The organism is Methylobacterium nodulans ORS 2060 (assembly GCF_000022085.1).
In the GTDB taxonomy this organism is placed as follows: domain Bacteria; phylum Pseudomonadota; class Alphaproteobacteria; order Rhizobiales; family Beijerinckiaceae; genus Methylobacterium; species Methylobacterium nodulans.
Map to the genome: position 1 here is coordinate 1 of NC_011893.1, position 26,346 is coordinate 26,346.

The window sequence follows — 26,346 nt, forward strand, 5'->3', positions numbered from 1 at the left end:
TGCCTGAGCGGGCCGGCTCACGCGTTTGATTTCCTGAAAAGAAAAGGGCGGCTCCCAAGCCGCCCTCGCCCCTCACGCGTGTTGCACAGCCGCATCTCGGCTGCCGCTTCAGTAGCCGGAGCCGCCCGGGCCGCCACGCCCGCCTACTCCTCCTCCAATTCCGGCGCCCCCAGCTCCGCCGGAGCCGCCGCCTGGACCAGCACCGGCCAGTCCTCCTCGACCACCGATCCCGCCCGACAGACTTGGCCCGTCGGCTCCCGACTTCTTGCTGCCGTTCACCGCGCGACGAGACGTCGTCGGATCCAGACCGGTCAGGTACTCCTGACAATCGCTAAGCGTCATGTCGCCCGGGGGTACGGCCTGACCAGGATGCGTGAGCAGGTCCTGGCAGTAACCTGCCAGAGGATCCGACACGCCGGATGCCGAGGGAGCGATGACGCCGCTCCGACCACCGCGGCCACCGGGCAGGCCCGGTAAGCCGGCGCCGTTGCCTCCTCGCCCCGGCTGACCGGGTTCCGCTGCCGTGCCGAACAGCGTGGCGCAGTCTTCTGGATGATAGAGCGACGGCACCTCCGCAGCAGTCCCTTTCAGAAGCGCGACGCAGTACTGCCGCAGCTCGGCGGGATCGGACGGGGTCGGCGAACGGGAAGGCGTTCCGATCCGGCCCGGAGCACCGCCCCGGCCGCCCGGCAGCCCCGGAAAGCCGGCACCGTCGCTCGATCCGGCCGGTGTCGCGAGGCCGCCGCGCGACACGGACGGGACGGGCGCAGCATGGGCCAGAACGCCCATGAGCCCGACGGTTCCCAGCATCACGGTCAGAGCAGAGATCATCCTCATCGGTCTGCCTCACGTGCGAGTGCGATGATCAGCCCCGTATCAGGATTGCGAGCGGGTCATCGCATCCACTCGCAGCACCCGGGATCGAGTCGCCGCCGCGGCGCTGCCCGGCGCCGCGGCGAGCTGTTGCAGCAGGACGTAGCCCCAGAGTTCAGTAGGAGTTGCCGCCCTGTCCGCCGGCCCCACCGACGCCACCGAAGCTGCCGTTGCCCCCGGCTCCGCCATTGCCGCCCCGGTTGCCGTAGCCGGCAGCCGATCCGCCTCCGCCGCCCGAGCCGCCGACGCCACCGTAAGTCCCCATGCCACCGCGCCCACCGTTGCCGCCATGGCCCCCGAACGCTCCCGAGCCGCCGCCGCCGCCGCCCCCGCCGGCCCCGCCGTAGTAGCCACCGCCACCGGCGCCACCGTTGCCACCATGCCCGCCGTAGGAGCCCGACCCGCCCCAGCCGCCGCCGCCGCCGGCCCCGCCATAGGCGCCGATGCCGCCGCGCCCACCGTTGCCACCGCGGCCGCCGTGGATGCCGTCCCCGCCACCGCCGCCCAGGCCGCCGTAGCCGCCGTAGTAGCCACCGCCTCCGGCGCCACCGCTTCCGCCCTGCCCGAAGGCGAAAGCCTGCTGTGAGAGGGCGAACATGCCGACCGCCGACATGATCATGATCATCGTCTTCTTCATGATGCTCTCCTGTTCGCTTAAGTGTGGATGCCCGTCTGATTGAGGTATCGTGGCCCGATATCTTCGGTATTGGCCATGTTTCTGTAGTTTCAGGCGATTTCTTTTGCTCTGAATTGTTCAAGCCAGACGATGATCTGGTGTCGCCATCGGCGGCCTACCCGATCGGTAGACTCGCTGTGATGATGGCTGCCCGATTTGCGTTGTTGTGTTAACCATGCTCTCTGCTGACTGAATGAAGACTGAATACTCTTCATGCACTCAGTTCAGATACTTGGAAGTCCGCGCTGTTTCCAAGTACAAGCGTCCACCAAGGGCGTCCGCCGGTGTCGGAAGCCCTGAACGATGCGCACCCACCTTGCCGTGGTTCTCGTTGCGCTCCAGTAGTTTAGCCAGGCGCCCGGGGGTCGCCCGCCAGCGGCTGCGCTGTCCTGGTTGAGCCAAGAGGGGCACCGATTGTGCCGACAGCTCTAGAAACAACGCGCCGTCTTGTTTGTGCTGGCTCACACACCAGGCCGATCGCCATCAGCGCGCGCGGTCTCGTACAGGCGCGGACATGTGCACCTGCTACGGATATGAGCTAGGGCGAGGCTTTTGCTCGCGAGGAGCTGTAGGATGGCCGATACCGAGGCCTTCGACATCGTGGCCGAGTTCAACGCGCTTCTCATCGAGGCCGGCAGCATCTGGGATGTCATCGATCGCCAGGACGGCAACCGGACGACCATCACCTTCCTGACTGAGCACGAGGCCCGCGTCATCTGCGAGGAGTGGAACTGGCAGGAAGGCCGGGAGCGGTTCAAGGTGGTGAAGCGGAGAGACTGAGCCCTCAGAACCGTCCAGAGGGACTGCGATCAACATTAGTCATTGTGCAAGTACGCCGGCTGATCTGATATTGGGATGAGCTTTGTGCAAGTACGCCTACTGACGCCGGCCGGGCCTCACCAGCTCGAGCCGGCGTCTCTTTGCCCGGCATCTGCCCGGTTCGGGCCGACAGATCACTGCAGTAGATCCGCCCGCCCACGAGGCCCCGCCAGAGGCCGATCAACCGGCCCTCGACTATGCGCCGGCTCGAGCCCCGCGCGAGGCCTTCGGAACACTGTCCGGAGGCACCATAGCGTGTTCCATACTCGGGCTTACGCGCCTCGCGAAACCCTCACGCGCGTGAGGGGCGATACAGCCTTGAAGTTGGCGGAGACAACCTGTGGACGATAGGAGTAACCTCGACAGCGTTCACGAGGTGAGTATGCGCAATATGGATTGCATAAATTGACGGAAAAAGCTTATGTAGAGGCACATTATTGGAGCACAATGAGACGCCTGTGCCTCGCGAACTTGACGCTGAAGTTGTTGATCTCATTAGGAAGCTTCTCATCAAACTTCCGATCCTTGCAGATCGAGATGACGATGTTGGCATAGCTGCTCGCGAGCTTGAGAGAGCATTGCTGCGTTTTACAAATGCAATTGCCGTTACAGATGGCGGGGGCCAAGCGACGCATTAGCCGTAGCCAAATGCTTCCATCTAGCACTAATCCAGCAGCTTGAGGCCGCCATTCCCGCTGACATGGCAGACGAGCTTCACCAGCGCTTGCGCACGCGATGACTGAGAAGCCGCTCACTGCGCGGCAGGTCGCGCAGATGATGGGGATCCATCAGCGCACGCTGAGCCGCCGGCTGAAGTCCGAAGGCACGAGCTTCACACAGGTCGCCGACGAGACGCGGCTTCGCATCGCGACGCAGTTGTTGGCCGACACCGACATGAGTATGGCGCAGATCTCGACCACGCTGAAGTTCTCGGAGCCGGCCGCGTTCACCCACGCTTTCCGGCGCTGGACCGGCACGACACCGAGCGCGTGGCGGAAGGAACACCAGCGTCTTTGAAAGGCCATGCGGCGCGGAACATCCAGACGGCGCTCAGCTAGCAAAGTTTAGAGCGCTGCGCCGGTAGGTGTGTTCCTCTGGACCAGTTCGATCCCCATCGAACCAGACCTCAGCCCGCCCGGTCCTGCCGTGGCGGGCTTTTCTCGTCCCATACACCGGCTTACGCGTAGCGCGTCGCCTCGCGCGCAGGCAGCCTGTGTTGGTTGCGGATGAGTGAGGTCCAGGTAAGCTCAACGACCTGCGACTGTAATGCTAAGCCTTCGCCTCATAGACGGCATGCCACATCGACGCGGGCTCCCCACGGGGCCCGTAGCGGAAGCGCTTCTTCTCGGCGACATGGTCGAAGCCCGCGTCGCGGATCATCGCGGAGAGGGCGTGCGCGCTGAAACGCCACCAGATGTTCTCGCTGAAGGCCCCGTCGTACTGCATGATCGGCAGGCCGTCGAGGCGGTCGAGATCCGGGTAGATGCAGTCGGAGATCATGGCCGTTCCGCGGGTGACCCGGCGGATGTTGTAGAGCGCCCGCGCCGGATCGCGCAGATGCAGCAGCAAGTCGCCGCAATGCACGAAATCGAAACGGCCGAGCCGTTCGGGGGACAGGTCGTAGACGTTGCAGTGGGTGTGCTTCACCGCCGAGCCGAGCACCTCATGGGCGAGGCGGAAGCCCTCGCCGAAGGGCCGGTCGAGCTCGGCCTCGGTCATGGTCTCGCGCAGGCGCCAGGGCAGGTCGAGCTCGCGCGCGGAGCGGATGTCGAGGGCGATCACCTCGGCCGCGCCGCGGCGCTCGAACTCGAAGGACCAGAAGCCGTCGAAGCAGGCGATATCGAGCACGCGCATCCCGTCGAGCCGCTCGGGCAGGCCGTAGAGGGGTAGGATGCCGCGGTGATCGTAGAAGCCCGGCGTGACGAGGCCCTCGCCGAGATCGAGGGTGTGATACCAGTTGATCCGGGCGACGGCCTCTGCCAAGGGGCCTGCCGGCGCCGCTTCCGGGGAGGCCGCAACGGCCGCAGCCGGCGCGGCCGTTCTCCCCGAGTAATGCCGAAGCGCGCCAACAATGGGCATCGAGAATTCGAGTCCCGCCCGGTTGCCGCTGGCGAAAACGGTTGTGCGCAGACCGAGAAGGTCCAATTGATGTGTCGTCATGGGTTCGCCCCTTTCCGTTGCTGAGTTTTCGACGGGCCCTCTATTCCAAGCTCAATACGAGCGCCCTTGAGACCGCGTTAGGGACCGGTGTGCTTATGGACCGCCAGCAACAGCGGCCAACTCGTCCGCGGTCAATTCCCGGTCTTCTTCACTCAGCGATACATGCTTGGTGCTGCCGTTTTCAATTTTCAGATCACCCATCTGACATCCCTCGATTGAACAACCGAGTAATTGCGGCCAGCCGTTGAGCGCTAGCAGATAAGTGAAGGCGGCGCTGTGCGGCACGATACAGAAAATTAGAGCCGAATCTGCTCCAAGCTTGGCGGTGTAACTTGAGCAATACGGATTGGGGTATGGAGATTTTGCGTGGAACGTGAGTGTATTGGCCGAGGTGCTCCACGGGGCAGCCTCCCCATCCGAGAAAAGCCCGCCCGGTCCTGCCGTGGCGGGCTCTTCTCGTCCCATACCGGGGCTTATGCGAATGGGCCGCCCACGCACGTTGGTGCGCAGGCTTTACAGATCGGGATCGGGATCTTCGTCGTCGCCCCACAGGTTCGGCCCGCTTTTCGTGCGCGGCTGCAATTTTTCAATAGCGCTCTGAACGCGCAAAATGCGCTCAGATAGTTGTTCCTGCTCCGCTATGATGTCGTTTAGAGCGTAATAGCTGAGTACTATACTGCGATGAGTTGAGTAAGTTGCGCTTACAAGCTCACTACATGCGGTAAATATAACGCCGCATAAGATAAGCCATGTCAATATCTCGCCCGTCCTATAGTAAATTACCCCAGCTATAGCGAAAAATATAATACCTAAGCCTCCTGAAAGCACAGGACTTGGTGCGTAATGTCCAAAGCCAAAGCTATTGAACATTGATTTATGGCGCTGATACGATCCGCTCATCCAGCCCTCCACCGGCTCGCAGATAATCCGCAGGGTCGAGCCTTCCGATAGCCCTTCCAAGCCGTACGAGCGCAGCTTCAGAGATGTCGAATCTCGCGAGCCACCCCGCCTGCTGCCGCCCTGTCTTCCGGCAGCCCTTGCGACGGTTCCGCTGGCCTCTGCCCTCACAGTCCTATCCCCTGGGCGAGCCGTGCGAGCGCAGCTTCGAGGGGCGAGTCCGGCTCCGGCCGATTCCGCTCGCCAGAATGGAAGGACGCTAGCGCTGGGCTGTCTATTCTGGCGACTTGGCTCGGCAGGATGGCCCTAGACGGCTCAGGCAGCCTCACAGGTGGCCGAGGCGGCGCGGATGGTGTTGATGGGGCCGCCGAGCTGGCGAACGGGCGCCACGGGCCGCCTGAGCGCGAGCGTTGGCTGCCGTGAAGGCTGGCAGATAGTCCGGCCCGAACCGCCACTGCACCGGCTTGCGCTGGAGGCCGTGCTCCGTCGCGCGGTAGGACGAGCCGGCGACCTCGATGCGCTCCACGAACCCGACTTCCTCCAAGACGCGCAGGGCTACGAGCGGCGGCTGCGCGTCTGAGGATGTAGGCGAGAGTGCCTATCATCGCCATGCCCGGCGCGTGGAGCGCTTCTGGATCCGCAGAGTGCGCTGGCAGCCCGCAGCGGGCCGGACCGACAGGTTTGTTGTCCAACCGCACAGTTGAGATCCGTCCAGAAAGTGAGCCGAGTCGGACTTGAGAGGCCGACCCGGCAGCGTCGCGGAGCGAGGTAGGAAATCCGCGAGGCCGTGCGTCATCTCCATCTCAATCGGGGCGACATGACGGCGCCCCATACCGCGCCTTACGTCGATATTGGGTATACCCGTGAGAGGCACGTCAGCTCAGGCAAATATGTCATGCTTCATGCCGGATCCCTTCACCGAAGCTCAAAGTGCCGCTCAGATAACCGGGATCAAACTCTGCAAATCGCTCTAACCGCTCGACATCAGGAATTGTCACTCGGCGATTTGCCACGATTAGCAAATCAGCATCCCTCAATGACTTCAAAACACGATTGACGTGAACATTTGACAATCCGAATATCTCCCCCAGATCAGACTGAGTGAGATTGAATTCATAACTGCTCTCATCAGCAAGGCCAACCGCACGCAAGCGTACAAGCATCTCGCAAAAGAAGTGTGCTATTCGCTTGTCAGCCTCTCTTCCCATATTGGCCAACCACGCCTGCATCGTGCTGAGCTTCACGAGAGTTACCCACCAAAGCGCTCGCGCAATGCCTGGGTATGTGTTGATCAACTCGACCATCGTTTGACGCGGAATGTCCGCGACTTTGCAGGTGGTAAGCGCTGCCACTCTGTTTTGAAGGACAAATGGCATAGGCACATGCCCGTCGCAGAGGTCGCCGGGAACAATAAGGGAGATAATCCGGCGATTCCCGCCTGCCCATATCTTGTATCTACAGGCGAATCCGCCTAATATGAGATGCACATTGTCAGCAAAATCATTATCGTATACATCAGAACGAGCCACCACAAATCTTTCCCGTAAATTTACATCTTGCAGAGCTTTTATCTCGACGCCTGATAATACACCAGCTTGCTCAAGTCGTCTTATCAGACGGTTGTACATACTGAATCCCCTCTCTCAAGGGTAGCAGCATCTTTTAGTATGCAACCCAGTATACAGTCCGGACCAACCGCTACAATCCCTGATGCGAGCTGCGGGTACGGCATCCCTTGCCCGAACTCATCGTGATACTCGCTGGCGCCGTTCGGGGTTTGGCGGTCGCCATACACCTGCGCGTAGAGCACCTCTGGATCCGCAGACTGCGCTGCTCAGCAGGCAGCGGCCGCCGGTCACGGCACCCCAACTGGTTTGGGGCCAACGGGGCAGCGTGACGGTGGCACCAATACCGCCAAGCGCAGCCGGCACAATCCATACCGGGCTTATGCGAATGGGCCGGCCGCACGCGCGCGATCACCGCCTCGTCTTAGCGCCACAGATGAACGACGAGGCGGTGATCGCGCGCGCCTTCAAGGCCGAGGAACCAGTCTAGGCTTCCGCGATGTAGATTTCGCTGCCGAAACCATGCCTAACGGCTTCCTCACCTGCCCACACGATCGCCTCAGTGACCTTCCCTGTGACGAAGACACCTGTAGTCACGATGCCTTCCTTCGTGACTGTCACGTCGAATTCCGGTGCGCGACTTGAATGGTGCCACTCATACACGGTCACATTGTTGTCGGGATCCGTCGGCTTTTCGCCGTTTCGCAGAATCGTGACTCCAGGCATGACCTATCCTCCTGGTCGTGCTTGAAGACATGGTTATCATCCGGGGCGCGGCGCGTCGATTTGCTCGAATTTAGTTCGCCGAAACGCAGCAGGTGCCGTTCCATCCCTCGATAGCCCTTCGCCAGCGCGCGAGCGCAGCTTCGAGCGCCGATCCTGGCTCTCCTCGAACCCTCTCGCCCATAAACAGCACGGCTCCGCCTGAGCGTTGTTCATGGGCTAGTTGATCCGCCGGCGTAGATGTACTCAAGTAGGTCATGGCGCGGATGAACGCGCGCATGTTCTCCGACGACGCGGCTAAGCTTGGCCCTGATGCGACCGTCGTGGCGCCCGACGAACCTGGACTACAGATCCCGTACTATGATCAACACACTCTGGTGGCTGTTCGGCCGCGCGGACCACGCAGTCCTCTACCACGACGTCGGTCTGGCGCTGTTCGCCCTCGCGGTCGTTGGGTGGTGCGCCGAGCGCATTCGGGGGCGCCCCCAGACGCACGAACACCCGGCGGAGGGTTAGGACCTCGCCGGGCGTGCGGTCTCGGAAAGGCTGCCTCTAGGGGCGAGGCGGCTTTCGCCGGATTCTGCTCACTCATAAGCAGTACGGCTCCGCCTGAGCGTTGCTTATGGGCGATTTGAGCCGCGGGCATGGCCCTGGACGGCGCGGGGAGGCTTACAGGCGGGCGCAATGGCGCGGGCGGTGCGGATTCGGGCCGGCGAGCTGGCGCCGGGGCTCCACGGGCCCGCTGTGTCCACGCCTTGGCCGCCGCGAAGGCTGTTCCGCAGCCTCCAGAGATCGCGCTGCGTTCGGGCAGGCGGACGCCAGCGGCTTGTCGCATGACGCTCGCGCATAGCCTTTGACCCTGCTGTGACCTCGTTTCCGCCAGGGCGCTACCGCACCTCTAGGTGACGCTGACGGACCCGCGACCCTGCCTCCCGGCAGCTTTGCTGGGGTTCCATGGGGCCAAACTCACAGGATTATCCCTATCGGTATTCGTGCCCTGCGCAGATCTGTACCCACCCCCTGCGGACGAGGCGGCGGGCCTGCAGGAGCCCTTGTCGGCCAACCACCGGAGCGTCGGAGCGGGCGCCTGCCGGCCCTTGGCGAGGCGCAGCCAGGCCCGCCACTCCTCCGAGACGATGCGCACCACGTTCGTGTCGTTGCGCCAGCCGGTGATGGCGCGCTCCTCGACCGTCACGAGCCCGAGATGCCGGGCCTCACGCAGGGCGTTGCGGACCAGCGTCTCGCACACGCCCGCGAGCGCCGCGATGTGGCCCACGGCGAGGCGGCAGTCCCCGCGCCGGCAGACCTCGGCGGCCACGACCGCCAGGACCGCGATCTCGCCCGGGGTGAAGCGGGCTGCGACGGCCGGCGGGAGCCGCCCCGAGGCCGCCCAGCGGCGGCGGCGCTCCAGGCTGGCGTCCGAGCGCGGCCGGGAGCCTCCGGGTTTCCTGGGGGCCGCTGGAGCCGCAGGAACGATCTTCCGGGCCTCGATGAGGGCAGACAGCTCCTCGGCCTCGGCCTCGCTCACGTGGCCGGCCCCGTAGGCCTTCCAGAGCACGGCCGCCACCTCGGGCAGCTTCACGCGCGGTGCGGTCTCGGCCGCCTGTCTGATTTCGTCAGCCAGCATCCTCTCGGCCCTTCTCGGGCCGCAGCAGATCGTTCGCCGCCGCCGGTCAGGGCGGTCCGGCTCCAGGCAAAGCCTCACCGTTGCCGGAAGCGGGTTCCGGCTTGACTCCCGAGGGAGCGTCTGGCGATATCGGGGCTGCAAGCTATTCCGACATCGCTTCGGTGTTCGACGGCCTCCGAGTTACCAGCTCGGGGGCCGTTGGCTTTTCAGGGTCTCACTGCGGCGGCGGTGGTTCTCCTGTGGCGACTCGACGGGGTGCCGAGTGCCTTAACCATCCATCTGAGCCGGAGCGGAGCGGTTCGTCAAACCGCAGACTGCTCGGGGCTCCCCGCAGTGATGTGCGCCGTGCGATGCGGGCCGAGCCGGCAGGCCTGATCACGCTCGATCGGCGAAGGGAAAACCGGGCCCGCATCAATCCCATTCCTGCAGACACCTGGCCGCTCGCGTCTCCATCCGCCGCATGCAAGCTTAGCCTTGTGAGTCGGATGAGGAGACGTGAGCGACGATGCCGGTGACCAAGCACCAGCTCGCCAGGGCGCTACAGACTGCAACCCATATCGCTGACCGCGAGCAGCTCGCTGCCTTCATCCTCGACGATGCGACCGCCTTCGCAGGGAACCCATTCCCGAACCTTACGGCCGGTGCCGCTCTCCAGACCTGGAGAACGCGAGCTATCGAGTTCGAGGGTGCCGAGATTGCCTGGGCCGGGTTGGGCTGCCTGCTGAGAGCGCTGGAGCGGATGCAGACGCGCGAACCTCTCGTGCAGGAGATCCTGCGCACCGCACCCCACACCCTCTACCTGTTCCACCGCGGCGATGGCTGCTCGATCGTCGGCGCGGTCCTGCATGGAAAGCCTCGGCAGCCTCTTCCAGCGGCTATTTCGCCAGCGCGGGCTGTTCGGCCGAAGCGCTCGCGCGGAGCCTCAAGGCAACTCGATCTGTTTGATCTTTCAATCGCATAGTACGCGCATAGCACACCTTGGTATTAATCCCTGCCGCGGACCTACAAAAGCGTTGCTTTAAACGAAAGCGGTCCGCATCAACCTTCTGTTAACCATTTTGTTGTTGTTATGGCTGTGCATCTGCTGCGAACCGGCCGTGCCAACTGCGCACTTTTGCCAGGATCAACGCCATGCCAGCCTCGTCGCGCTCCCCTGCCGTTCTCCTGCTCACTGGTGACGAGCTCACGCAGCGCGTGTCCGCGAGCTGCTTGGAGACCTTCGGCTTCACAGTGGTCAGCACACGCCGGGCAGGCGAGGCCGAAAAGCTGCTTCGCGAGCAGGAGACCGGACGCAAGATCGATGTCCTTGTGACAGACACTGACGTCCGCGACGCCATAGACGGGCTGTCGCTCGGGAGAGTGGCGCGGCTCCTCAATCCGAAGATGCACGTGATCTACACGGCGCGCTTCCCGCACGCGATCCCGGTCGCGAAGCGCGTGGATGGTGCGCCTTGCCTGCGCACGCCCTATCACGGGCATCAGCTTGCCGCCGTGATCAACGGGTTGCGAAGCTCTTCAGCGCCCGATCTGAAGCGTCACGCGGCCTGAGATCCGGCGCAGCCTACCCCGGCGATCCGGAATGCTTGTGGCTTGAGATCCAGCTGCAAACCAGGATGGCGCTTGCACCAACACTCGCCGCAAAACTGATCAAGTAGTTATTCCATGCATGCTCATCACCGGCACCGTTTAAGCCGATGATCGAGCAAGCTGCTTCACAAGCAAGAATAGTCAAAAGGATGGCGTAGCTTTGGCGCATGACGGCAGCCCTGGCAATCCCGTAGCTCGTCACCGTGGCTGACATCTGCTGAGCCCGGCCACTGCTCCTAAGCAGCCATTGTGGCTTAAGTAGCTCACAAAAGAGAGCTTTGTGTGCTCGGGAGAGTCATGGGACGCTCCCTCTCCGAAACTCTGGCACTGGTCCCGAGGCGGCTCTCGGCCATGTCAGTGCGCCCTGGCGAGACGAGCGGCCTTGGTGCTCTGCCAGACGCCCTTCAGGGCAGCCGAGAGACAGACGCTCCAGGCCTCGCCCGTGTCCGACCCAACCCATGTCGGTATGGATGCTAGCGCTAGCTATCATTGGATAGCGTACGCTCCGATCCTCTGCCGTCACAACCCGTCTTGGACCGCATGATATGGGCCGCAACGAGTGCTGCCCTGTTCATAGGATCGGAAATGGGCTTAACGCTCCGCTAACCGATGGCCCCATACCCTGCCTGCCGCATTCTTCGGCAGGAGATGATCCGCATGCCGGTCATATCGGTGGCTAATCCCAAGGGCGGCGCCGGCAAATCAACAACGGCGTTGGTGCTGGGCACGACGCTCGCAGCCCATGGCGCGACCGTCACGCTCCTCGACTGCGACCCCAACCGTCCCATCGCGGCATGGTCCCGAGGCGGAAGCGGAAGCACGATGAAGGTGCTCGCCGACATCAGCGAGAGCCAGATCGTCTCGACGATCGATGCTGAGCGGGCAGGGCGGCAGTTCGTCGTGGTGGATCTGGAAGGCACCGCGAGCCGGATGGTCTCCCGCGCCATCATGCGCTCGGACCTGGTGCTGATCCCGATGCAGGCTTCAGCCGTCGACGCCGCACAGGCGGCGCGCGCCGTCAGCCTCATCCAGGAGGAGGAGCAGGTAGTCGGCCGGGCCATCCCTTTCCGCGTCCTGTTCACCAGGACTTCGCCGGCGATCCCCACCCGGAACGAGAAGATGATTATCGACGAGCTGCGCGGGGCCGGCATCCCAGTCCTCGTCACGCACCTCAACGAGCGGGCGGCCTACAAGTCGATGTTCACCTATCAGCGCACGCTGGCCGAGCTCGATCCGGCACTCGTGAACGGCCTCCCGGGAGCTGTCGAAAACGCCGAGCGCCTCTCGGGCGAAATTGTGGAGTTGGTCAGCAGCCTGAACGTGAGAGCCGCCGCGTGACCACCAAACCGTCCTTCGGCTTTGGTAAGCTCGCCGAAATTCAGCCTGATGCAGCGCCTGCCCCAGCGCCGGTCGCCCGAGAGGTCGACCGCGTTGCCGAGAAACTCGGTTTCCAGAGTCGCGAAGTACCCACGCGCCGCAAGCGCCGGGTCGCCGTCGACGAGCCCACCGATCAGCTGAACCTCCGCGCTGCCATCGCCGACATCAACCGCTTCGTTGAGTGGTGCGAGCGCGAGCGCATGTCCTATCGCGAAGGCTTTGGGCGCTTGGTCGCCAAGATCGACCAAGCCTGAGTTTGATCACGACTGCCTTCCCGGTGATTATGGCCAGCGCGCTCAGCACCGCGGGCAGAGCGCCAGCGATCGGCCTCCGCCGCCGTCTCGCTCACCTCAGCCGGCGGCCGCCGATCCGCCGAGCTGCTACGCGGCCTTGCCGGTCCAGGTGTCGAGCAGCTGCGCCCCCTGCCAGAGCTCGACCCGGTGCGCGTGTGCGTCGTCCCGCGTCCGGCAGAGGTCGACCGCCGAGGCGAACCGGATACGGGCCGCCTCCGGGGTCTCCACCGTCTCGGTGATCACGTCCTGGCCATCGCGGTAGGTCAGGATCCGGAACGATGGGCTCTTCAGGTCGTCGGCTTCCATCCGGGCCTCCTGGCGCTCACGCGGGCGAATGCATGGTCTGCGGCCCAGAGGTAGGCGGTGGCGATGGCCTGTTAACCACCCGGCCCACCCTGCGGGCGAGCCGAGCAGGGTCATCCCGGATCGGCGAGAGCGGCGGCTGCATCGGACCTGCCGTGGCCGCCGCTCCTCCAACGCATCGCCACGGGCGATATCACGAGCGTCCTCACGCGACACATCGAACGCCTTGAGGCCGAGATAGGCGAACTGCGCGCTGGGACACGATCGCGGCGCAGCTCGACGCGCTGCGCGCCACGATCCAGGCCATGGAGGCGTCGCTCGCCGTCGAGCGCGAGCGCCGTGCCGACGTGGAGGCCAATCGGGATCGGTGGCACGCGCTGGCGACGGCGCACCGGCCGTGGTGGCGCCGGCTGGTAGGCTGACCGCCCGTTTACCTCGATCTAAAAGAACCTGAGTTCACCCCGGATGGGTCCACATACTTTGTTAGCGGACTCCCGCTTGCCTGAAGACGAGCAGAGTGGATATGCCCAAACCGGAGCCAGCGGCAGCCCGGTAATGGATGGCGCTTTTTGGGTTTCTGTTCACACCTTGTAACGCCGCAAGAGAGGCGTTGCTACAGTGACTCATATCGTCTCACGCAAACGATCCAAGAGCCCCAACAATCAGCGGCACGAACGGGATCCATTGGACGCCCCGGCCGTCGTCGTTGTCGGTGCGGTGCTCTTATTTTTTGGCGTCCTGCTCAACGTCGTCGAAATGCTCTAGGTGTGTTTAGCGGCCGGATCTCCGGGGCACGACCGCGCTGGAGCCAGAAGCAGGCCCGCGCGTTGGTTTTTAGACGCATGACGCGTCGTGAGTCCTCCTTGCTCTCCGGCGCCCGGTGGGACGGCAACCCGCCGGGCGTTTCACTGCGTGTTGCAGGTCATCAGCGCTCCCGCTGCTCACGGTCGAGAGCCTCGACGATGAGCTGCCGCTGAATGCGCCACTGCTCCACGGTTTCGTGCATCAGACGGAGCAGCTCCTCGGCCAGCGACGTATCCCGGCCGACGGCGCGACCCTGCTCGATGCGGGCGGCGATGTCGCTGATCCGCCGCTCGCCATCGGCGATGTGTTGATCGACCTCGTCGAGGTCGGCGATGACGTGATGGTCCGGCATGGCGGTGGCCCTCTACTCCGAGGTAACGCAGCAACGGCGATCCGGACCCGGCGAGCGCCTGGCAGATCCTTGGGTTAGCGTTTGTTGGTGCCCGTGCCGTTGCCGTCCGGGTATGGGCAGCCCCATGAAGGGCAGCCCCATGAAGGACAACAACCGACTGCTTGCCGACAGGGCGGAGCGCACAGCCCGCGCCCTCTCTCGGATCCACTACACGAAGATCTCGTGCGAGTGCGCCGCCCAGCGCCGGAGTGAAAGCCTCGAAGCCATCGAGCGGTCCCGCAAGCTCCTTGCCGTGCCGGTCTTCGACCCCTTCAGGCTGCCTCAAGGAGGCGCTGGCAGCCGGTGAGGAACCGGGAGTAGCATCGCGGTCGGCAGGCGCGGGTGTTCCGTCTGAAAAGCACCTTGCGCCGCCGGGCGGGACTTCCCGCGAACGGACGGGGACCGGTTAGCCGGAGGGAGCGCTGGTCCTCGTCTACGACCTGCCGGCGCGGCATCACCACAGACAGCAGCAGCCCCTGGAGGGCCTCAGGGAGTCCGCTGGCGGGCTTCGGGCGGGCTGGTCGCTGCAGCTGGCGGCCGGGTTGATCCGGACCTGTCGGCCCAGCCGCCGGCTCAGTGCTGTGTCAGTGCCAGCTCGTCTGTGCCCGCGCAGCACGTGCCATCGCGATCAGCTCTTGCCCGCTGAGACTGCGGCCGGCCGAAACGTCATTCAGCAGCCTGAGTGCAGCGATTGCTATTCGATTAGGCTGCCTCGCTTGCGCTTGGCGCCAGTCGGCAATCCTCGCCCGCAGCATGCTTGCTAGGCTCATTGCAATGGCCCTCCGCAACTCAGCTTGGCCGGAGCCTACCGAAAACGTGGCAGTTGGAAAGAGGTGACGTTCGGCAGTGGCATCCTCTATCTCGCCGCGCCGTCGATGCCGGCGAGCTGCATGCCGAGGTAGAGACACTACGGGTGCAGCTCGCTGCGGTTGAGGCCGAGCGGGACGTGCTGCAGGCGGCGCTGGAACAGTCGGGCCATGTGCGCTTGCGCACGTCGCGCCAATAGGGCGCTTCCCACATGAGGATTGCCCCTCGTGGGCGTTTCCTCCCTAGACTTCGGGCCGCTCTCACCAGATCGGCCTCTTTTCTTAGGGGGCTACGGCGACGGCCCAGCAATCAACCCGTTCGCAGAGTGTCGGGCCGCTGCTTCAGCCGGCCCGGCCGCGGCGTCACACAGCCTTCGCCTTCCGCTCGCCGGCATCGGCGCCGATCCCGGCCTCAGCGACAACTTCTTTTTTTGCCTCTAAAACTAGACGCAGTGTCTCTGTCACGTTTAAAGAACAAATCCGGCGCCGGTCTGCTATATTTTCGCTTATTAACTTTATAAAATCGTCCTTATACATCAATTGCATCGTATCCGATCCAAAACGGACATCTTCCGTCTTCCGGAAAGACCATGTCATCATGGATGGAACGAGCACCAAATACTCATCTTTTATATCATAACTTTTTGCCAAGCTGAAAGTAATTCGAGATAAGTGTGTATTTATAGATCCGCCATATTGCTTGATTACATTCGTAAACCAAGTCGCATCTAAGCCAAATTGATAACATTCCAAGCAAAACACAAATTGAAATATTTCACTCCATTTGTATTCTAGACGCTTTCCCTTCCCTGGCTTGAGATACTCTCCTGTTTTAAAATCTACAGGTATTCCGAGCTTGGATAGATGCTTCATCCGAGCCCGGAACGTGGTGTCTTGCACGTCCTGTACGCCATGCACCCGCGCCAGGACCTCCTCCATTTGACCATACGTCAGCATGTCCGCCCCTCCGTGCCCTCGTGTTAGCTGTGGGCTGTTGGAAGCGCAAGTGTGGACTTGCGGTTCTGTCAGAGCCGGTGTAGGCGGTTCTTGTAGTGCAACCGTTCACTTCCGATGAGGTGTGCCGATGGAAGACGACCTCGAACGCATCAGGAGACAGTTCACGGTGCCGGTCCCGCTGGCCGGCAGGGTGTTGGCGAACCTGTCGCCCTCTGCGGCCTACGACGCAGCTCGAACCGGCCGCCTCGCCGGCATCGAGGTCATTCGGATCGGTCGGAAGATGGCGGTTCCGTGCGCACCGATCCGCCGGAAGCTCGGCCTCAACGACAACGGCGCCAGCGGGGAGGCGGCTTGATCATGAAGAAACCCGCGCATCGCGGGGCGACGGCGGGTCTCTCGATTGCTCTCCGGCAAGATAGCATCGAGACATATGCGCCGCATGAAGCCCCTCGGCAAGCAAAATACCTTTCCGTTCGCTACGGCCTCTCGCCGCTCCATGCGGCGCTGATCGCTGAGCTGGCCTATCCGGCTGTCGATACGTGGCGGGGGGGCGCATGAGCGCCCCCAACCCCAACATCGACCATATCGCGCACGGCACGCCTGAGATGCTGTTCGCGTGCATCGCGGAGGCGTTCGACCTCACGGTCTTCAAGGCGAGCCTCGCCGCCGACTGTGCCTCTATCAACGACCGCGCTGGGCTGAACCACCACGCCCACCAAGCCGCGATCGTCTTCGAGCACGCCCTCGATCTGCTCACGATGCTGAACGAGGCCAGGAAGGCCGCAGAGGCCGCGGAGGAGTTCGCATGATGCACGACTTCTCCGAGCGCCTGCGCGCCGCCAGGAAGGCTGCTGAGGCCAGTTACGACTTCGGCTGTGACGAGCCCGAGATGAAGGCGCCAGAGGCGCCTTCATCCGCGCCGCCGCCCCGCAACGACATCGTCACGGAGGACAGCGCCGCGTGCGAGTTCGCCGAGATCCACGGCGAGCGCCTGCGGTACTGCCACGACACGGGATCCTGGTATGAATGGACCGGCGTCGCGTGGCGCCAGAACCGCGTCGGCATGGCCTTCCAGTGGGCGCGCGAGTTGGTCCGGCAGCTCATTGCCAACGAGAGCCCAAAGGCCCGCTATCTCGCCTCCAAGACCAGCTTCGCTGCTGGCGTGGAGAAGTTCTGCCGGCACGATCGCACCTTCGCGGTCACCGCCGAGACCTGGGATGCGGATCGGTGGCTGCTCGGCACGCCCGGCGGCACCGTGGACCTGCGTACCGGGCGCTTGCGCGAGGCGGACCAGGGCGAGCGGATCACCAAGCTCACGGCCGTGGCGCCGGCCCGCCTGCCAGACTGCCCGCTGTGGCTGGCCTTCCTGACGCAGGCGACGGGCGGCGACGAGGGCCTGACCCGTTTCCTGCGGCAGTGGTGCGGCTACGCCCTCACCGGCACCGTGAGCGAGCACGCCCTCGTGTTCGTCTACGGCCCCGGCGGAAACGGCAAGAGCGTGTTCCTGAACGTGCTCACCGGCATCCTGGCCGAGTACGCCAAGACGGCCGCGATGGATACGTTCACGGCGTCCAAGGGCGACCGGCACCCGACCGACATGGCGATGCTGCGGGGCGCCCGGCTCGTCACTGCTTCCGAGACGGAGGAAGGCCGCCCCTGGGCCGAGGCAAAGATTAAGCAGCTCACGGGCGGCGACCCGGTGACCGCCCGCTTCATGCGGCAGGACTTCTTCACCTTCACTCCAACCTTCAAGCTGACCATCGTCGGCAACCACCAGCCGCTGCTGCGCAATGTCGATGACGCGGCCCGGCGCCGGTTCAACATCGTCCCCTTCACCCGCAAGCCCGAGCGGCCCGACCCGCATCTCGAGGCGAAGCTCAGGGCCGAATGGCCCGCGATCCTGCGCTGGATGATCGAGGGCTGCCTGGACTGGCAGCAGAACGGCCTCGTGCGGCCGGCGAGCGTGACGGAGGCGACGGAAGCCTACTTCGCCGAGCAGGATCTGCTCGGCCAGTGGATCGCTGATGAGTGCGTGGTTCGCCAGGGCGATCCGCACTGCTGGGACCGCATCGCGGACCTCTACGCGTCGTGGTGCGAGTACGCGCGGGCGGCCGGCGACGAGCCTGGGACGGTGAAAGCCTTCGGGCCGGCCATGCGGCGCAAGGGCTTTCAGGACAAGCGCACCAATCAGGCGAAGGGCTTCGCGGGCATCCGCGTGAAGGTCACGCCCAGCTACGGCCACGGTGACCAATGACCAAGAGTGACGGTCACTTCGCCATTACGCCTCATACGCGTGCGCACGTGCGTGAGCGATCACCGAGAGTGACCGACACTCTTGGTCACTTGGTCACGGTCGCGCTGGCCGACCGGTTTGGGCCATGGGCGAACGGCATCAGCGAGCCCGAACGCACCGCCCGCCTGCGCTGCCTGAGAGCACTCACGCACCTGATCTGCGGGCCGCGCGGCTGGACCCTCTGCGACACGCTGGAGCGGGCGGAGACCGATCCTGACGCCTTGGTCCGGTCAGTGGACGAGCTCGGCCGGCTGCCGGCCCTGGACCGCCGCAAGATCCTGTCGAGCTTCGCGCACCTGCACCGGCGGCGGAGATGAACCGAGCGGGTCGCGTGCGTGGTCGACATCCCGCCCGACCCGACCCCGCCCCCAGCCCGAAAAGGAGATCGAGATGACCCAGCACCTCGCCGCTGCCGACCCCCTGGGGGGCTGGTCAAAGTCCACGGCCTTCGAGCCAAGGACCGGTGCCACCCCTCAACGCAATCGAACCTTGCCCCCGTTCAATCGAGATTTGCCCATGACGACCAAGCACCGTCCTGCCCCGCCAGAGCACCTGGCCGAGCCCACCAAGGCGTGGTGGCGGGCCGTACAGGACGCCTACGAGCTCGAGGCGCATCACCTCCGGCTCTTGCAGCTCGCCGCGGAGGCTTGGGACCAGTGCCAGGCGGCCCGCGAGGCCCTCGCCGAGCATGGGATGACCTTCGAGGACCGCTTTGGCGCCCCGCGCGCCCGGCCCGAGGTGGCGATCGAGCGCGACAGCCGGCTGGCCTTCGCCCGGCTGATCCGAGAGCTCGACCTCGACGTTGATCCGCCCGGCGAGGGCCGGTCCCGCCCGCCGGCCCTGCGCAGCAATCGGAGGCTCTGACCGTGCCCGCGAAGGTCCGCCGTGCGAAGCGCCGCTCCGGCCCCAGCCTCGACGCCTACGCGATGGTGTTCGAGACCGGCCACGATTTCTTCGGGGACCTCGGGTTCGGGCAAGGCTCCGTGTCCGACGAGCACGCCCGCGCGGCGGCGCGGGAGGCATGGCCGGAGTTGGGCGCAGCATTCCTGCAGGAGCGCGCCGATCGCCTCGCCCGGCCGGACGCGGTCCGGAAGTCGGACCAGCCGTGGGCGCTCGAAACCTTCGGGCCGCCGCCCGGATGGAGGCGCTGATGCCAGCGAAGCGCAGAACAGCGAAGAGCCGGATGCATCGGATCACGAGCGAGGCCGTCGAGGCGTTCGAGGCTGGGGATTACCACCGCCTTCATGCGGCCCTCGGCCTGCGGCCCTGGGAGGCGTCGCCGCTGCCCTGGGAGGTGCACGGCCTTGGCGTCAGCGATGGCCCGCGGCCGCCCTGGACGAACGCGTTCACGGAGAGTTGGGAGCAGGCGCAGGAGCTGCAGCGCGCGCTCCTCGAGGCCGGGGCGAAGATGCCGACGAAGGATCGACCATGCCGTTGAAGCGTCGCCGCCCGAAGCGGATCGAGGATCACCCGCCGCTGCCGCACGAGCCGCGTCCGGTCGAACGCGAGCGGTGGGAGCGGCATCGCGACGAGATGCTGGCGAGCGAGCGCCCCGGCCGGCGCCCGGAGGAGTGGTGGGCGTATGAGGCCCCGATCCCATGGCCCGGCTACGACAACGAGACCGTAGCCCTCTACCGCGCGAACCTCCTGCGCAAGGACGAGCTCGCCGAGCTGATGGCCGGGTGGAAGGAGCAGGCCGAGAAGGCCAAGACGATCGGCTTCTACACCATCGGGCCGGGCCGGATCCTCACGGGCAAGGAAGCCGAGGAGGCATGGCGCCGCTGGGCCTGCATCCCTGACGAGCTATTCCGTGACTGAGCGCAAGACCGCCGCTGCTGCGCGGCTACGGACTACAGGCGCACGGTGCCATGCCGTCGCCATCCTGCTGCAGCAAGCTCGGCAGTCAGTAGGCAGGTCTTAGGGAGGTCCCATGGGCTACATCATTGCCGGGTCGAACCTCTCCAATGCGGAGAGGCCTGTCGTGTCCAACACGGTCGAGGCGGTGGTTGACGCTCTGCGCCTGCTCGCAGAACTCCAGAGCGACGGGTACCAAGTGCGGATTGCGACATCGGACGGCGACAAGGTCACGACAGAGGACCTGAAAGCCCGCGCCGCGGCGGGCGAGAGACTCTAGCGGCGGCCGGGTCTGGACCGGCCGCCGGCAGGATCAAGCGCCGGTCTTCCGGCCCATGACCTTCCGGCCCAGCCCGTGCTTCTTCGCCAGTTCGGAGCGCTGGGCGGCGTAGTTCGGCGCCGTCATCGGGTAGTTCGTCGGCAGACCCCACTTGGCCCGGTACTGCTCCGGTGTGAGACCAAGCCGGCCAAGGTGCCGCGCGAGGGTCTTGTAGGGCTGGCCGTCCTCCAGGCTGATGATGGCGTCCGGCGTGATCGTCTTCCGGATCGGTACGGGCGGGACCAGCGGCTCGGGCTTGGGCTCGGCCGGTTTGGTGAGGCCCGTCAGCGAGGCATGCACGGCGGTAAGGAGGGGCGGCAGGTCCGTCACCGGCACCGGGTTGTGCGCGAGGAAGGCCGAGACGATGTCGGCCGTTGTCGCGATGAGGTACAATGATTCGACGTCATTCGCGGCGGTGATGGTGATGTCATTGGGCATGCCACCCTCCCTATGCGGCGATGCAAGCCTTGCATCCTCGCGAGTGCAACGATGCTAGAGCGGGATGGCGCCTCAGGCCCTGCCCTGCACCAGCCGCGACGCTGCCAGTGCAGAATACACCGGATCGTGACATCTTGCGGGCAGAGGTGCTGAACTTGCCCTGCCCCTGGTAGGATACCCCAATCAGGGGGCTGTCCTCCACCCAGAACGTGAGTGGTTAACTATAACCCTCGCGCACACGCGAGAACGACTTCGCGGGCGCGCGGGGGATGCTCGGCCGGGAGTGCTTCAAGGCGAGAGCAGCGGCGGTCATGCGCAGCTGCTAGGGTCGAGAGCTGGGGCGAGGCTTTTGCTCACGGGGAGCGGCAGGGATGCCGACACCGAGAGGCGCCCGGAACCATCGCGGGCAGCCGCGCGATTGAGATATGCAAGCGTTCCTTCAACGCCGGCCGGGTTCCCCACCCGAGCCGGCGTTCCTTTGCCCGGTCTCTCCCTGGTCCAGGCCGACATCGTCGCCGGTAAGCACCGGACCAGAGCGGTGAAGGCGCCCACTCACCGCTTACCGCTCCTCCGGGGTATACCTAGAGCAATGCCCGATCAGGTCGGATCATAGGCATCGTAGCCAAGCGCGGCGAAGTAGTTGCGGCATTCGGCTGGCCGGAAATCCGCGAACGCGCTCCGGATCACCTCCCTTTGATCGTCGCGGGATGCCCAAAGCAGATGATTTGCGACACCCCCTGCTGTGAGAAGGCAATTTGATAAACCAACGCTATTGGCTTGACGATAATCCATCCACCGGATGGAATATCCGGCGGCGGCAAAGGGCTTTCGACACCGAATTCGCCGCGCCTATGACGAACCATGAGCTGTGGGAACTGTGGGATCGAGGCGTCAGGTCGGGCACAATGACCAAACTTAGCCCCTACCGGCAGGCGTATGGCTCCGGCGAATGCGGCCTCTGCGCGATCATCGCCGCCGTTGATACGGTGTGCCACAACATCGACGAAGAGGCCGCGGGCCAGTTCCTGTCCGCTCTGGCCCAGGCGCTCCCGGCTGAGACGGCGGCCGACTTGGCGCGCATTCTCTACGAGGAAGGGACGGAGCGGCCCGAGATGGAGCGCATGCTTGCGGCAGCTCAGGCGTGGACGCAGGCGCGCGGCTGGCGTGCTTGGAAGTGGGAAGGTGCGCATCCGCAACCCGGCGAGACGGCCGCGCACTTCTGGGATTGTGTGAGCACCGTTTCACAGCGGCCCCACACCGCTGTGATCATCGGCTTGGGTGAGGACACAGAACCTGATACGCGCTACAGCGGCCATTGGACCTGCCCCGAACGCATCACCAAGCGTGAGGTCTATTTACGGGACAGCGATGTGTATCGGCGCATTCCGCGCGCCGACACGGGCATTCGGCCGGAGCCCCGATGGGCCATCGAGGACTGCTATATTCTCAGCCGCGCAACCTGACTGCGATAGCCGCCACTATCGCAGATAAAGGCACACCGGCCGAGGTGAGGACACTGCCCGCGGCCGGCGTCGAGGGAATCCGTTCTGCGTCGCAGAGCAATCGCGCGGCGGCCCGCAATGGTTCCGGGGGCTCAGCCCCCGCTTCACCAGCTTGAAGCGCTCCCGGCCGGCCTTGGCGTTCATAGTCTTGCAAGTGGCGTGAGCCTGCCTCTCCGAGACAAAGGCCATCCGGACAATCCTCTTGGCGTGTCGCTATTGCTTCGGATAGCCGACGTAGTAAATGCCTAAAATTTCGCTCCGAGCATCCCGGATTGGCTCGTAGCCCGTTGTGTAAGGCTTGCCCAAAATATCTACATCGCCAAAGAAATTTTCGCCTTTTCTGATAGCCGCAATGGCCTTGCCTTTCGGGTCTAACATTGTGGCAATCGCTCGCGAGCCATCCTCTTTTTTGACATTCGTTGCCACTCGGATGAATTCGTCTCTATCTTTCACAAATATGGTCGCAGTACCGCCCTTTTCTTTTTGGACTTCATCAACAAGTGCGAAGTTTCCATTCATTTTTGTGCTTCCAAAGTAAAGAACGGGCACCTTCTTCCCTGCCAACTCTTCTTCGCCTTTAATGCTTGGTGCGCCGATAGCAGCGGCTTTTGATTTGAGAAGCTGCATTGCAGATTGAACATCTTCAGCAGGCCCGGCTAACACTCGTGTCGGTGCTGCTCCTGAGAACATGGCAGTCAAACCTACCAGCGCGAAGGCGACGGCAGACTTTTTCATTTTTGCCTCCCACTAGCCTCACAGCACCTCGGTGTGCGGACATCGGGCGTGGAGGCCCATCTCAGTCATGCGAAGAAACTCACGCCTGCCGTCGCCTTTTGTCAATCGGCCCATCCCCCAGAAGCCCTCTTTCAGCATTATGGCGGGCTGGCTGATCCGGCAGGAGCGGAGGTGAAGACCTCGAGGTTGTGCGCGGCGGATCAACTGCGGTGATCTATGCGGCCCTAACCGGGCGGATCCTGGCCAAAGAGAGGCCGGCTCGGGTGGTAAGGCCCGGCCGGCGCTCAATAGTCCGTTGCGTGTCATAGGTTGTGATCCGTGGCGACTAGTCAGGCTTTCTGCTGCCCTGTCCCTAACTGTTCATCAGCTGCCGACTGACTGGAGATGAATATAGGCAACACTGAATGCAGTGACGCCCATGATGATGGCACAAGTGAACCAATAAGCTTTGTTACTGCTGCCTCAAGCCACGGTCCATCTGAGTGGACGACAGCCGGCGCGGTCTGCATGACACGGGGCACGTGGCGCTATTGCGAGGACGGCGTGTTGCGCGACACGCTGGGGATCTGCGCCCGGATCAACGCGCGGACGGACTGGTGCGCGGGATCCGCCGGCCCGCTGCCGGCCCACAAGGTGGTCGGGCGGGACGTGCCGTGGCCCGACGGGTGGACGGCGATCTGAAAGGCCGTTTCCCGGCGCCTGGACAGGGGCTAGACGGCCGTCAAGCTTCGGCCCTAGAGCCCGCCGAATAGTGCCTCAGAAGGGGGTCAGCGGAGCCCTCGCGCTCTCCAACGTTCAGCGCGATGGTGCCGCTGAGAGCCTGTTTCGCGTCTTACGAACAACTTAGTCTTAAAAAGTATTTATTAGTATTAGGAAGGGCTTATTGGACAGACTCTGGGGATCTTGTGCTGTTCCGCACATAATACAGGGGGAATTATCCTCATTTTGCTCCTGCCTCGCACAGAGGCAAAAGGAGCAAGGGATGATCAAGACTGTCCTCAGTGCCGCTCTTATCTCTGGGATTGCGGCTGTTAGCTTCGCCGGTTCCGCAGAAGCCCGCGGGTTTGGTGGGTTTCACGGCGGCGGCTTCCATGGTGGGTTTCATGGGACCGGCTTCCGGGGAGGTGGGTTCCATCACTTCACCCCCTTCCACCACAGGCGGGTTTTCTTCCGCCATGGCTTTCGGCGCTTCAGCTCCAACGACACTGGCGGCGTGAGCACCGATCGCCTCAACGGCCCGGCCGAGTACCGCCTCGGCGCGTGATCACCTCGCAGCAGTAAATCGCGTGATGGGACCTTCGGGGAGTCTGCCGAAGGCCGCATGCGCCCCGCGCTGGGCCGGATCAGCCGCATGTTAGAGCGGTATCCGAGCCATGTGAATCAGCAGGGAGTTCCGCCGATGGCGTGGGAGTGATTCACCCCAGCTGTGAACGGTGGAAGCGGGTTGAGGCATGTCATTTGCGCTGTCAGGGGATCTGCGCGAGCGTGTGCTTGCGGCGATTGAGGCCGGGATGTCGGGCCGGCAGGCGGCCGTGCGGTTCGCCGTCAGCCCGGCCAGCGTCAGCCGCTGGCGGGCGCGTGTGCGGGAGACGGGCTCATGCGCGCCCGGTGCCCTGGGCGGCGATCGGCGCTCGCATCAGATCGAACAGCATGGCGAGGTCATCCTCGCCCTGGTGCGCGAGACGCCGGATCAGACGCTGAAGGAACTGCGCAGTCGCTTGGCTGAGAAGGGTCTGCCGATCGGCTATGGCGGGCTCTGGCGTTTCCTCGACCGACACCAGATCGCATTCAAAAAAAACCGCGCACGCCAGCGAGCAAGAGCGTCCTGACATTGTCAAGGAGCGTCAGACTTGGCGCGAGGGGCAACGTCAGCTCGATCCAGCCACTCTCGTGTTCATCGACGAAACTTGGGTCACGACCACCATGGCCCGCACCCACGGCAGAGCCCCACGGGGTCAACGCCTGCGCGGCCGCGCCGCACAGGGCGAGCGCTGCCGGATGGCGGTGCCGCACGGGCATGTGTGGACGCCCCCTCCGGTGCAAGAAGAATCTCAGGATAAGCTGCGAGCGCGTGATCGGGTGCTGCCATGTGTCCGGCCTCTAGTGCGGCACGAAGATTGGCCGCGGGCCCGTATGGGAGTTCGAGGATCAGGTCCACATCACTGGAACGCGCTCGAAGCGCTCCCCGTGCGCCTGGTTCTCCTGATCCCGCCTCACCGACGTTGCGCCATACCTGTCCTTCGACCTCCTCACCCCGTCGACAGCCTCACATCCGCCGACCGCTCACGCGGCGACGGCCGGAGCTCGATAGGTCCCGCCCTTCGCAAGCAGCGCCCAGGCAACGCGGGCGTTTTTGTTGGCGAGTGCGACGATGACCAGCATCGGCGGCTTGCGCGCCAGCATCCGGCCGAGCCACGAGCCGGCCGGCACGCCCTTGCGCTTGGCCCAGCGCACGACGGCGCTGGCCGCGAAGATGAGGAGGCGTCGCAGCGTCCGCTCACCCATACGCGAGGTGCGGCCGAGACGCTCCTTGCCCCCGGTCGAGCGCTGAATCGGCGTCAACCCGACCCAAGCAGCAAAATCCCGGCCTGAGCGGAACGTCTCGGCAGGTGGCGCGAGCGCCTCGATGGCGGTGGCAATCAGCGGACCGATCCCGGGCACCGTCATGAGCCGGCGCGCAGCGGCGTCGGCCTTGGCCCGTGCCGCAACCGCCTTGTCGAGTTCGGCGATCTCGTCCTGCAGATGACGGAGCACCGCGACGAGCCGCACGAGGCAAGCGCGAGCTGCGGCGGGAATGCCGGATGTCGGATCCTCGACCTGCACGATCAGGCGCTCGATGTTCGAGGGACCTTGTGGCGCGATTAGCCCGTACTCGCCCAGATGGCCGCGCAACGCGTTGATGATCTGGGTACGCTGACCGACAAGGAGATCGCGCGCCCGGAAGATCACGGCGGCAGCCTGCTTCGCCTCGCTCTTCACGGCCACGAACCGCATGGTCGGGCGTTGCGCGGCTTCGCAGATCGCTTCTGCATCGGCCGCATCGTTCTTCTGACGTTTGACGAAGGGCTTCACGTAGGCCGGCGGGATAAGCTTCACCTCGTGCCCCAGCTCGCCGATTGCGCGTGCCCAGTGGTGCGCGCTCGCGCACGCCTCCAGGGCGACGCGGCAGCGAGGCTGACCGGCGAAGAAGGACAGCACCTGCTCGCGTCGCAGCTTCTTGCGGAACAGGACGGCGCCAGCCGCGCTCGCGCCGTGCGCCTGGAATACGTGCTTGGCCAGATCCAAGCCGATGGTGCTAACCTCCGCCACGGACGCCTCCCTCCGGTGGTGCTCAACACCACCACCTT

At 64.3% G+C, this 26,346-nt stretch carries 36 protein-coding genes and 1 pseudogene; 23 read left to right on the forward strand and 14 right to left on the reverse strand.

Annotated features, from left to right (window positions below):
* Window positions 1-988: 988 nt before the first annotated feature.
* Window positions 989-1,510, reverse strand: a complete 522-nt coding sequence (locus tag MNOD_RS50245) for a hypothetical protein (RefSeq protein ID WP_012634240.1) — start codon at window positions 1,508-1,510, stop codon at window positions 989-991.
* Between the two features lie 612 nt (window positions 1,511-2,122).
* Between MNOD_RS50245 and MNOD_RS40600 the strand changes: the two genes are divergently transcribed.
* Both MNOD_RS40600 and MNOD_RS40610 read left to right on the forward strand, forming a co-directional pair.
* On the forward strand, window positions 2,123-2,329 hold the full coding sequence (locus tag MNOD_RS40600; RefSeq protein ID WP_012634241.1) for a hypothetical protein: 207 nt from the start codon (window positions 2,123-2,125) through the stop codon (window positions 2,327-2,329).
* Between the two features lie 774 nt (window positions 2,330-3,103).
* The gene (locus tag MNOD_RS40610; protein WP_043754372.1) at window positions 3,104-3,385 is read left to right on the forward strand and encodes a helix-turn-helix transcriptional regulator; all 282 of its coding nucleotides are present in this window, start codon (window positions 3,104-3,106) and stop codon (window positions 3,383-3,385) included.
* 252 nt (window positions 3,386-3,637) lie between these two features.
* Here the strand turns inward: MNOD_RS40610 and MNOD_RS40615 are convergent, their stop codons facing one another.
* The 3 genes from MNOD_RS40615 to MNOD_RS47795 all read right to left on the reverse strand — a co-directional run bounded on the left by MNOD_RS40615 (window position 3,638) and on the right by MNOD_RS47795 (window position 5,428).
* Window positions 3,638-4,351, reverse strand: coding sequence for a class I SAM-dependent methyltransferase (locus tag MNOD_RS40615; RefSeq protein ID WP_198157713.1), 714 nt, complete (start codon window positions 4,349-4,351; stop codon window positions 3,638-3,640).
* A gap of 270 nt (window positions 4,352-4,621) precedes the next feature.
* A complete protein-coding gene (locus tag MNOD_RS47790) occupies window positions 4,622-4,993 on the reverse strand; it encodes a hypothetical protein (RefSeq protein WP_157091868.1) in 372 nt (123 codons plus the stop codon).
* 48 nt (window positions 4,994-5,041) lie between these two features.
* Complete coding sequence (locus tag MNOD_RS47795; protein WP_157091869.1) at window positions 5,042-5,428, reverse strand: hypothetical protein; 387 nt, start codon at window positions 5,426-5,428, stop codon at window positions 5,042-5,044.
* A 328-nt stretch (window positions 5,429-5,756) separates the two neighbouring features.
* On the opposite strand from MNOD_RS47795, the gene MNOD_RS45450 reads away from it, so the two are divergent.
* Window positions 5,757-6,005 carry a hypothetical protein gene (locus tag MNOD_RS45450; protein WP_157091870.1) on the forward strand — a complete coding sequence of 83 codons (249 nt, stop codon included), beginning with the start codon at window positions 5,757-5,759 and terminating at the stop codon, window positions 6,003-6,005.
* Window positions 6,006-6,318: 313 nt separating this feature from the next.
* On the opposite strand, the gene MNOD_RS45455 is transcribed toward MNOD_RS45450, so the two are convergent.
* Window positions 6,319-7,053: a Crp/Fnr family transcriptional regulator gene (locus tag MNOD_RS45455; RefSeq protein WP_012634245.1), complete on the reverse strand. Its 735-nt coding sequence runs from the start codon at window positions 7,051-7,053 to the stop codon at window positions 6,319-6,321.
* Window positions 7,054-7,476: 423 nt separating this feature from the next.
* Window positions 7,477-7,716 carry a hypothetical protein gene (locus tag MNOD_RS40625; RefSeq protein ID WP_012634246.1) on the reverse strand — a complete coding sequence of 80 codons (240 nt, stop codon included), beginning with the start codon at window positions 7,714-7,716 and terminating at the stop codon, window positions 7,477-7,479.
* A 357-nt stretch (window positions 7,717-8,073) separates the two neighbouring features.
* Here MNOD_RS40625 and MNOD_RS48590 point away from each other — a divergent pair, with 357 nt between their 5' ends.
* Window positions 8,074-8,229 (forward strand): hypothetical protein, encoded by a 156-nt coding sequence (locus tag MNOD_RS48590; protein WP_012634247.1) that lies wholly within the window; start codon window positions 8,074-8,076, stop codon window positions 8,227-8,229.
* Between the two features lie 382 nt (window positions 8,230-8,611).
* Here MNOD_RS48590 and MNOD_RS49810 read toward each other — a convergent pair whose 3' ends face one another.
* Window positions 8,612-9,340 carry a hypothetical protein gene (locus MNOD_RS49810; protein WP_012634248.1) on the reverse strand — a complete coding sequence of 243 codons (729 nt, stop codon included), beginning with the start codon at window positions 9,338-9,340 and terminating at the stop codon, window positions 8,612-8,614.
* A gap of 505 nt (window positions 9,341-9,845) precedes the next feature.
* Here MNOD_RS49810 and MNOD_RS40635 point away from each other — a divergent pair.
* Together MNOD_RS40635 and MNOD_RS40640 are read left to right on the forward strand one after the other, a co-directional pair.
* On the forward strand, window positions 9,846-10,301 hold the full coding sequence (locus tag MNOD_RS40635; protein ID WP_012634249.1) for a hypothetical protein: 456 nt from the start codon (window positions 9,846-9,848) through the stop codon (window positions 10,299-10,301).
* A 170-nt stretch (window positions 10,302-10,471) separates the two neighbouring features.
* Complete coding sequence (locus tag MNOD_RS40640; protein WP_012634250.1) at window positions 10,472-10,888, forward strand: response regulator; 417 nt, start codon at window positions 10,472-10,474, stop codon at window positions 10,886-10,888.
* A 13-nt stretch (window positions 10,889-10,901) separates the two neighbouring features.
* Here MNOD_RS40640 and MNOD_RS47805 read toward each other — a convergent pair whose 3' ends face one another.
* Window positions 10,902-11,141 (reverse strand): hypothetical protein, encoded by a 240-nt coding sequence (locus MNOD_RS47805; RefSeq protein ID WP_157091871.1) that lies wholly within the window; start codon window positions 11,139-11,141, stop codon window positions 10,902-10,904.
* 434 nt (window positions 11,142-11,575) lie between these two features.
* On the opposite strand from MNOD_RS47805, the gene MNOD_RS40645 reads away from it, so the two are divergent.
* A complete protein-coding gene (locus MNOD_RS40645; RefSeq protein ID WP_244424901.1) occupies window positions 11,576-12,265 on the forward strand; it encodes a ParA family protein in 690 nt (229 codons plus the stop codon).
* Window positions 12,262-12,558 carry a hypothetical protein gene (locus MNOD_RS40650; RefSeq protein WP_012634252.1) on the forward strand — a complete coding sequence of 99 codons (297 nt, stop codon included), beginning with the start codon at window positions 12,262-12,264 and terminating at the stop codon, window positions 12,556-12,558. The genes MNOD_RS40645 and MNOD_RS40650 overlap by 4 nt, the downstream gene beginning before the upstream one ends.
* A 126-nt stretch (window positions 12,559-12,684) precedes the next feature.
* Here the strand turns inward: MNOD_RS40650 and MNOD_RS40655 are convergent, their stop codons facing one another.
* Both MNOD_RS40655 and MNOD_RS40660 read right to left on the reverse strand, forming a co-directional pair.
* Window positions 12,685-12,903, reverse strand: a complete 219-nt coding sequence (locus MNOD_RS40655; protein ID WP_012634253.1) for a hypothetical protein — start codon at window positions 12,901-12,903, stop codon at window positions 12,685-12,687.
* A 922-nt stretch (window positions 12,904-13,825) separates the two neighbouring features.
* Window positions 13,826-14,056, reverse strand: a complete 231-nt coding sequence (locus MNOD_RS40660; RefSeq protein ID WP_012634255.1) for a hypothetical protein — start codon at window positions 14,054-14,056, stop codon at window positions 13,826-13,828.
* A 124-nt stretch (window positions 14,057-14,180) separates the two neighbouring features.
* Here MNOD_RS40660 and MNOD_RS40665 point away from each other — a divergent pair, with 124 nt between their 5' ends.
* Window positions 14,181-14,402 carry a hypothetical protein gene (locus MNOD_RS40665; RefSeq protein ID WP_157091872.1) on the forward strand — a complete coding sequence of 74 codons (222 nt, stop codon included), beginning with the start codon at window positions 14,181-14,183 and terminating at the stop codon, window positions 14,400-14,402.
* An 862-nt stretch (window positions 14,403-15,264) separates the two neighbouring features.
* Here MNOD_RS40665 and MNOD_RS45470 read toward each other — a convergent pair.
* The gene (locus tag MNOD_RS45470) at window positions 15,265-15,858 is read right to left on the reverse strand and encodes a hypothetical protein (RefSeq protein ID WP_012634258.1); all 594 of its coding nucleotides are present in this window, start codon (window positions 15,856-15,858) and stop codon (window positions 15,265-15,267) included.
* A 127-nt stretch (window positions 15,859-15,985) separates the two neighbouring features.
* On the opposite strand from MNOD_RS45470, the gene MNOD_RS40670 reads away from it, so the two are divergent.
* The 10 genes from MNOD_RS40670 to MNOD_RS40710 all read left to right on the forward strand — a co-directional run bounded on the left by MNOD_RS40670 (window position 15,986) and on the right by MNOD_RS40710 (window position 20,285).
* On the forward strand, window positions 15,986-16,213 hold the full coding sequence (locus MNOD_RS40670; protein ID WP_012634259.1) for a hypothetical protein: 228 nt from the start codon (window positions 15,986-15,988) through the stop codon (window positions 16,211-16,213).
* 2 nt (window positions 16,214-16,215) lie between these two features.
* Complete coding sequence (locus MNOD_RS45475) at window positions 16,216-16,416, forward strand: hypothetical protein (protein WP_012634260.1); 201 nt, start codon at window positions 16,216-16,218, stop codon at window positions 16,414-16,416.
* Window positions 16,413-16,667, forward strand: a complete 255-nt coding sequence (locus tag MNOD_RS40675; RefSeq protein WP_012634261.1) for a hypothetical protein — start codon at window positions 16,413-16,415, stop codon at window positions 16,665-16,667. The genes MNOD_RS45475 and MNOD_RS40675 overlap by 4 nt, the downstream gene beginning before the upstream one ends.
* Window positions 16,664-18,112 carry a phage/plasmid primase, P4 family gene (locus tag MNOD_RS40680; protein ID WP_012634262.1) on the forward strand — a complete coding sequence of 483 codons (1,449 nt, stop codon included), beginning with the start codon at window positions 16,664-16,666 and terminating at the stop codon, window positions 18,110-18,112. The genes MNOD_RS40675 and MNOD_RS40680 overlap by 4 nt, the downstream gene beginning before the upstream one ends.
* Before the next feature lie 68 nt (window positions 18,113-18,180).
* A complete protein-coding gene (locus tag MNOD_RS40685; RefSeq protein ID WP_244424902.1) occupies window positions 18,181-18,468 on the forward strand; it encodes a hypothetical protein in 288 nt (95 codons plus the stop codon).
* A 199-nt stretch (window positions 18,469-18,667) separates the two neighbouring features.
* Window positions 18,668-19,015, forward strand: a complete 348-nt coding sequence (locus tag MNOD_RS40690; protein ID WP_043754382.1) for a P27 family phage terminase small subunit — start codon at window positions 18,668-18,670, stop codon at window positions 19,013-19,015.
* 2 nt (window positions 19,016-19,017) lie between these two features.
* Entirely contained in the window at window positions 19,018-19,302 is a 285-nt protein-coding gene (locus MNOD_RS40695) for a hypothetical protein (RefSeq protein WP_012634265.1), read from the forward strand.
* Window positions 19,302-19,589 carry a hypothetical protein gene (locus MNOD_RS40700; RefSeq protein ID WP_012634266.1) on the forward strand — a complete coding sequence of 96 codons (288 nt, stop codon included), beginning with the start codon at window positions 19,302-19,304 and terminating at the stop codon, window positions 19,587-19,589. Before MNOD_RS40695 ends, MNOD_RS40700 begins: the two co-directional genes overlap by 1 nt.
* The gene (locus MNOD_RS40705; RefSeq protein ID WP_012634267.1) at window positions 19,580-19,969 is read left to right on the forward strand and encodes a hypothetical protein; all 390 of its coding nucleotides are present in this window, start codon (window positions 19,580-19,582) and stop codon (window positions 19,967-19,969) included. The genes MNOD_RS40700 and MNOD_RS40705 overlap by 10 nt, the downstream gene beginning before the upstream one ends.
* Before the next feature lie 112 nt (window positions 19,970-20,081).
* Window positions 20,082-20,285, forward strand: a complete 204-nt coding sequence (locus tag MNOD_RS40710) for a hypothetical protein (protein WP_012634268.1) — start codon at window positions 20,082-20,084, stop codon at window positions 20,283-20,285.
* A 33-nt stretch (window positions 20,286-20,318) separates the two neighbouring features.
* Here the strand turns inward: MNOD_RS40710 and MNOD_RS40715 are convergent, their stop codons facing one another.
* The gene (locus MNOD_RS40715; RefSeq protein ID WP_012634269.1) at window positions 20,319-20,762 is read right to left on the reverse strand and encodes a Ros/MucR family transcriptional regulator; all 444 of its coding nucleotides are present in this window, start codon (window positions 20,760-20,762) and stop codon (window positions 20,319-20,321) included.
* Window positions 20,763-21,667: 905 nt separating this feature from the next.
* Here MNOD_RS40715 and MNOD_RS40720 point away from each other — a divergent pair.
* Complete coding sequence (locus MNOD_RS40720; protein ID WP_012634270.1) at window positions 21,668-22,225, forward strand: hypothetical protein; 558 nt, start codon at window positions 21,668-21,670, stop codon at window positions 22,223-22,225.
* 252 nt (window positions 22,226-22,477) lie between these two features.
* Here MNOD_RS40720 and MNOD_RS45485 read toward each other — a convergent pair whose 3' ends face one another.
* Entirely contained in the window at window positions 22,478-22,999 is a 522-nt protein-coding gene (locus MNOD_RS45485; protein WP_012634272.1) for a Cache 3/Cache 2 fusion domain-containing protein, read from the reverse strand.
* A gap of 507 nt (window positions 23,000-23,506) precedes the next feature.
* On the opposite strand from MNOD_RS45485, the gene MNOD_RS48595 reads away from it, so the two are divergent.
* From MNOD_RS48595 to MNOD_RS40730, 3 genes and pseudogenes are all read left to right on the forward strand, one after another.
* Window positions 23,507-23,680 (forward strand): hypothetical protein, encoded by a 174-nt coding sequence (locus MNOD_RS48595; RefSeq protein WP_012634273.1) that lies wholly within the window; start codon window positions 23,507-23,509, stop codon window positions 23,678-23,680.
* A 301-nt stretch (window positions 23,681-23,981) separates the two neighbouring features.
* Window positions 23,982-24,263 (forward strand): hypothetical protein, encoded by a 282-nt coding sequence (locus MNOD_RS40725; protein WP_012634274.1) that lies wholly within the window; start codon window positions 23,982-23,984, stop codon window positions 24,261-24,263.
* 187 nt (window positions 24,264-24,450) lie between these two features.
* A pseudogene (locus MNOD_RS40730) lies at window positions 24,451-25,018 on the forward strand (helix-turn-helix domain-containing protein); the annotation flags it as partial.
* 264 nt (window positions 25,019-25,282) lie between these two features.
* Here the strand turns inward: MNOD_RS40730 and MNOD_RS40735 are convergent.
* Window positions 25,283-26,308, reverse strand: coding sequence for an IS110 family RNA-guided transposase (locus MNOD_RS40735; RefSeq protein WP_012634276.1), 1,026 nt, complete (start codon window positions 26,306-26,308; stop codon window positions 25,283-25,285).
* Window positions 26,309-26,346 lie beyond the last annotated feature (38 nt).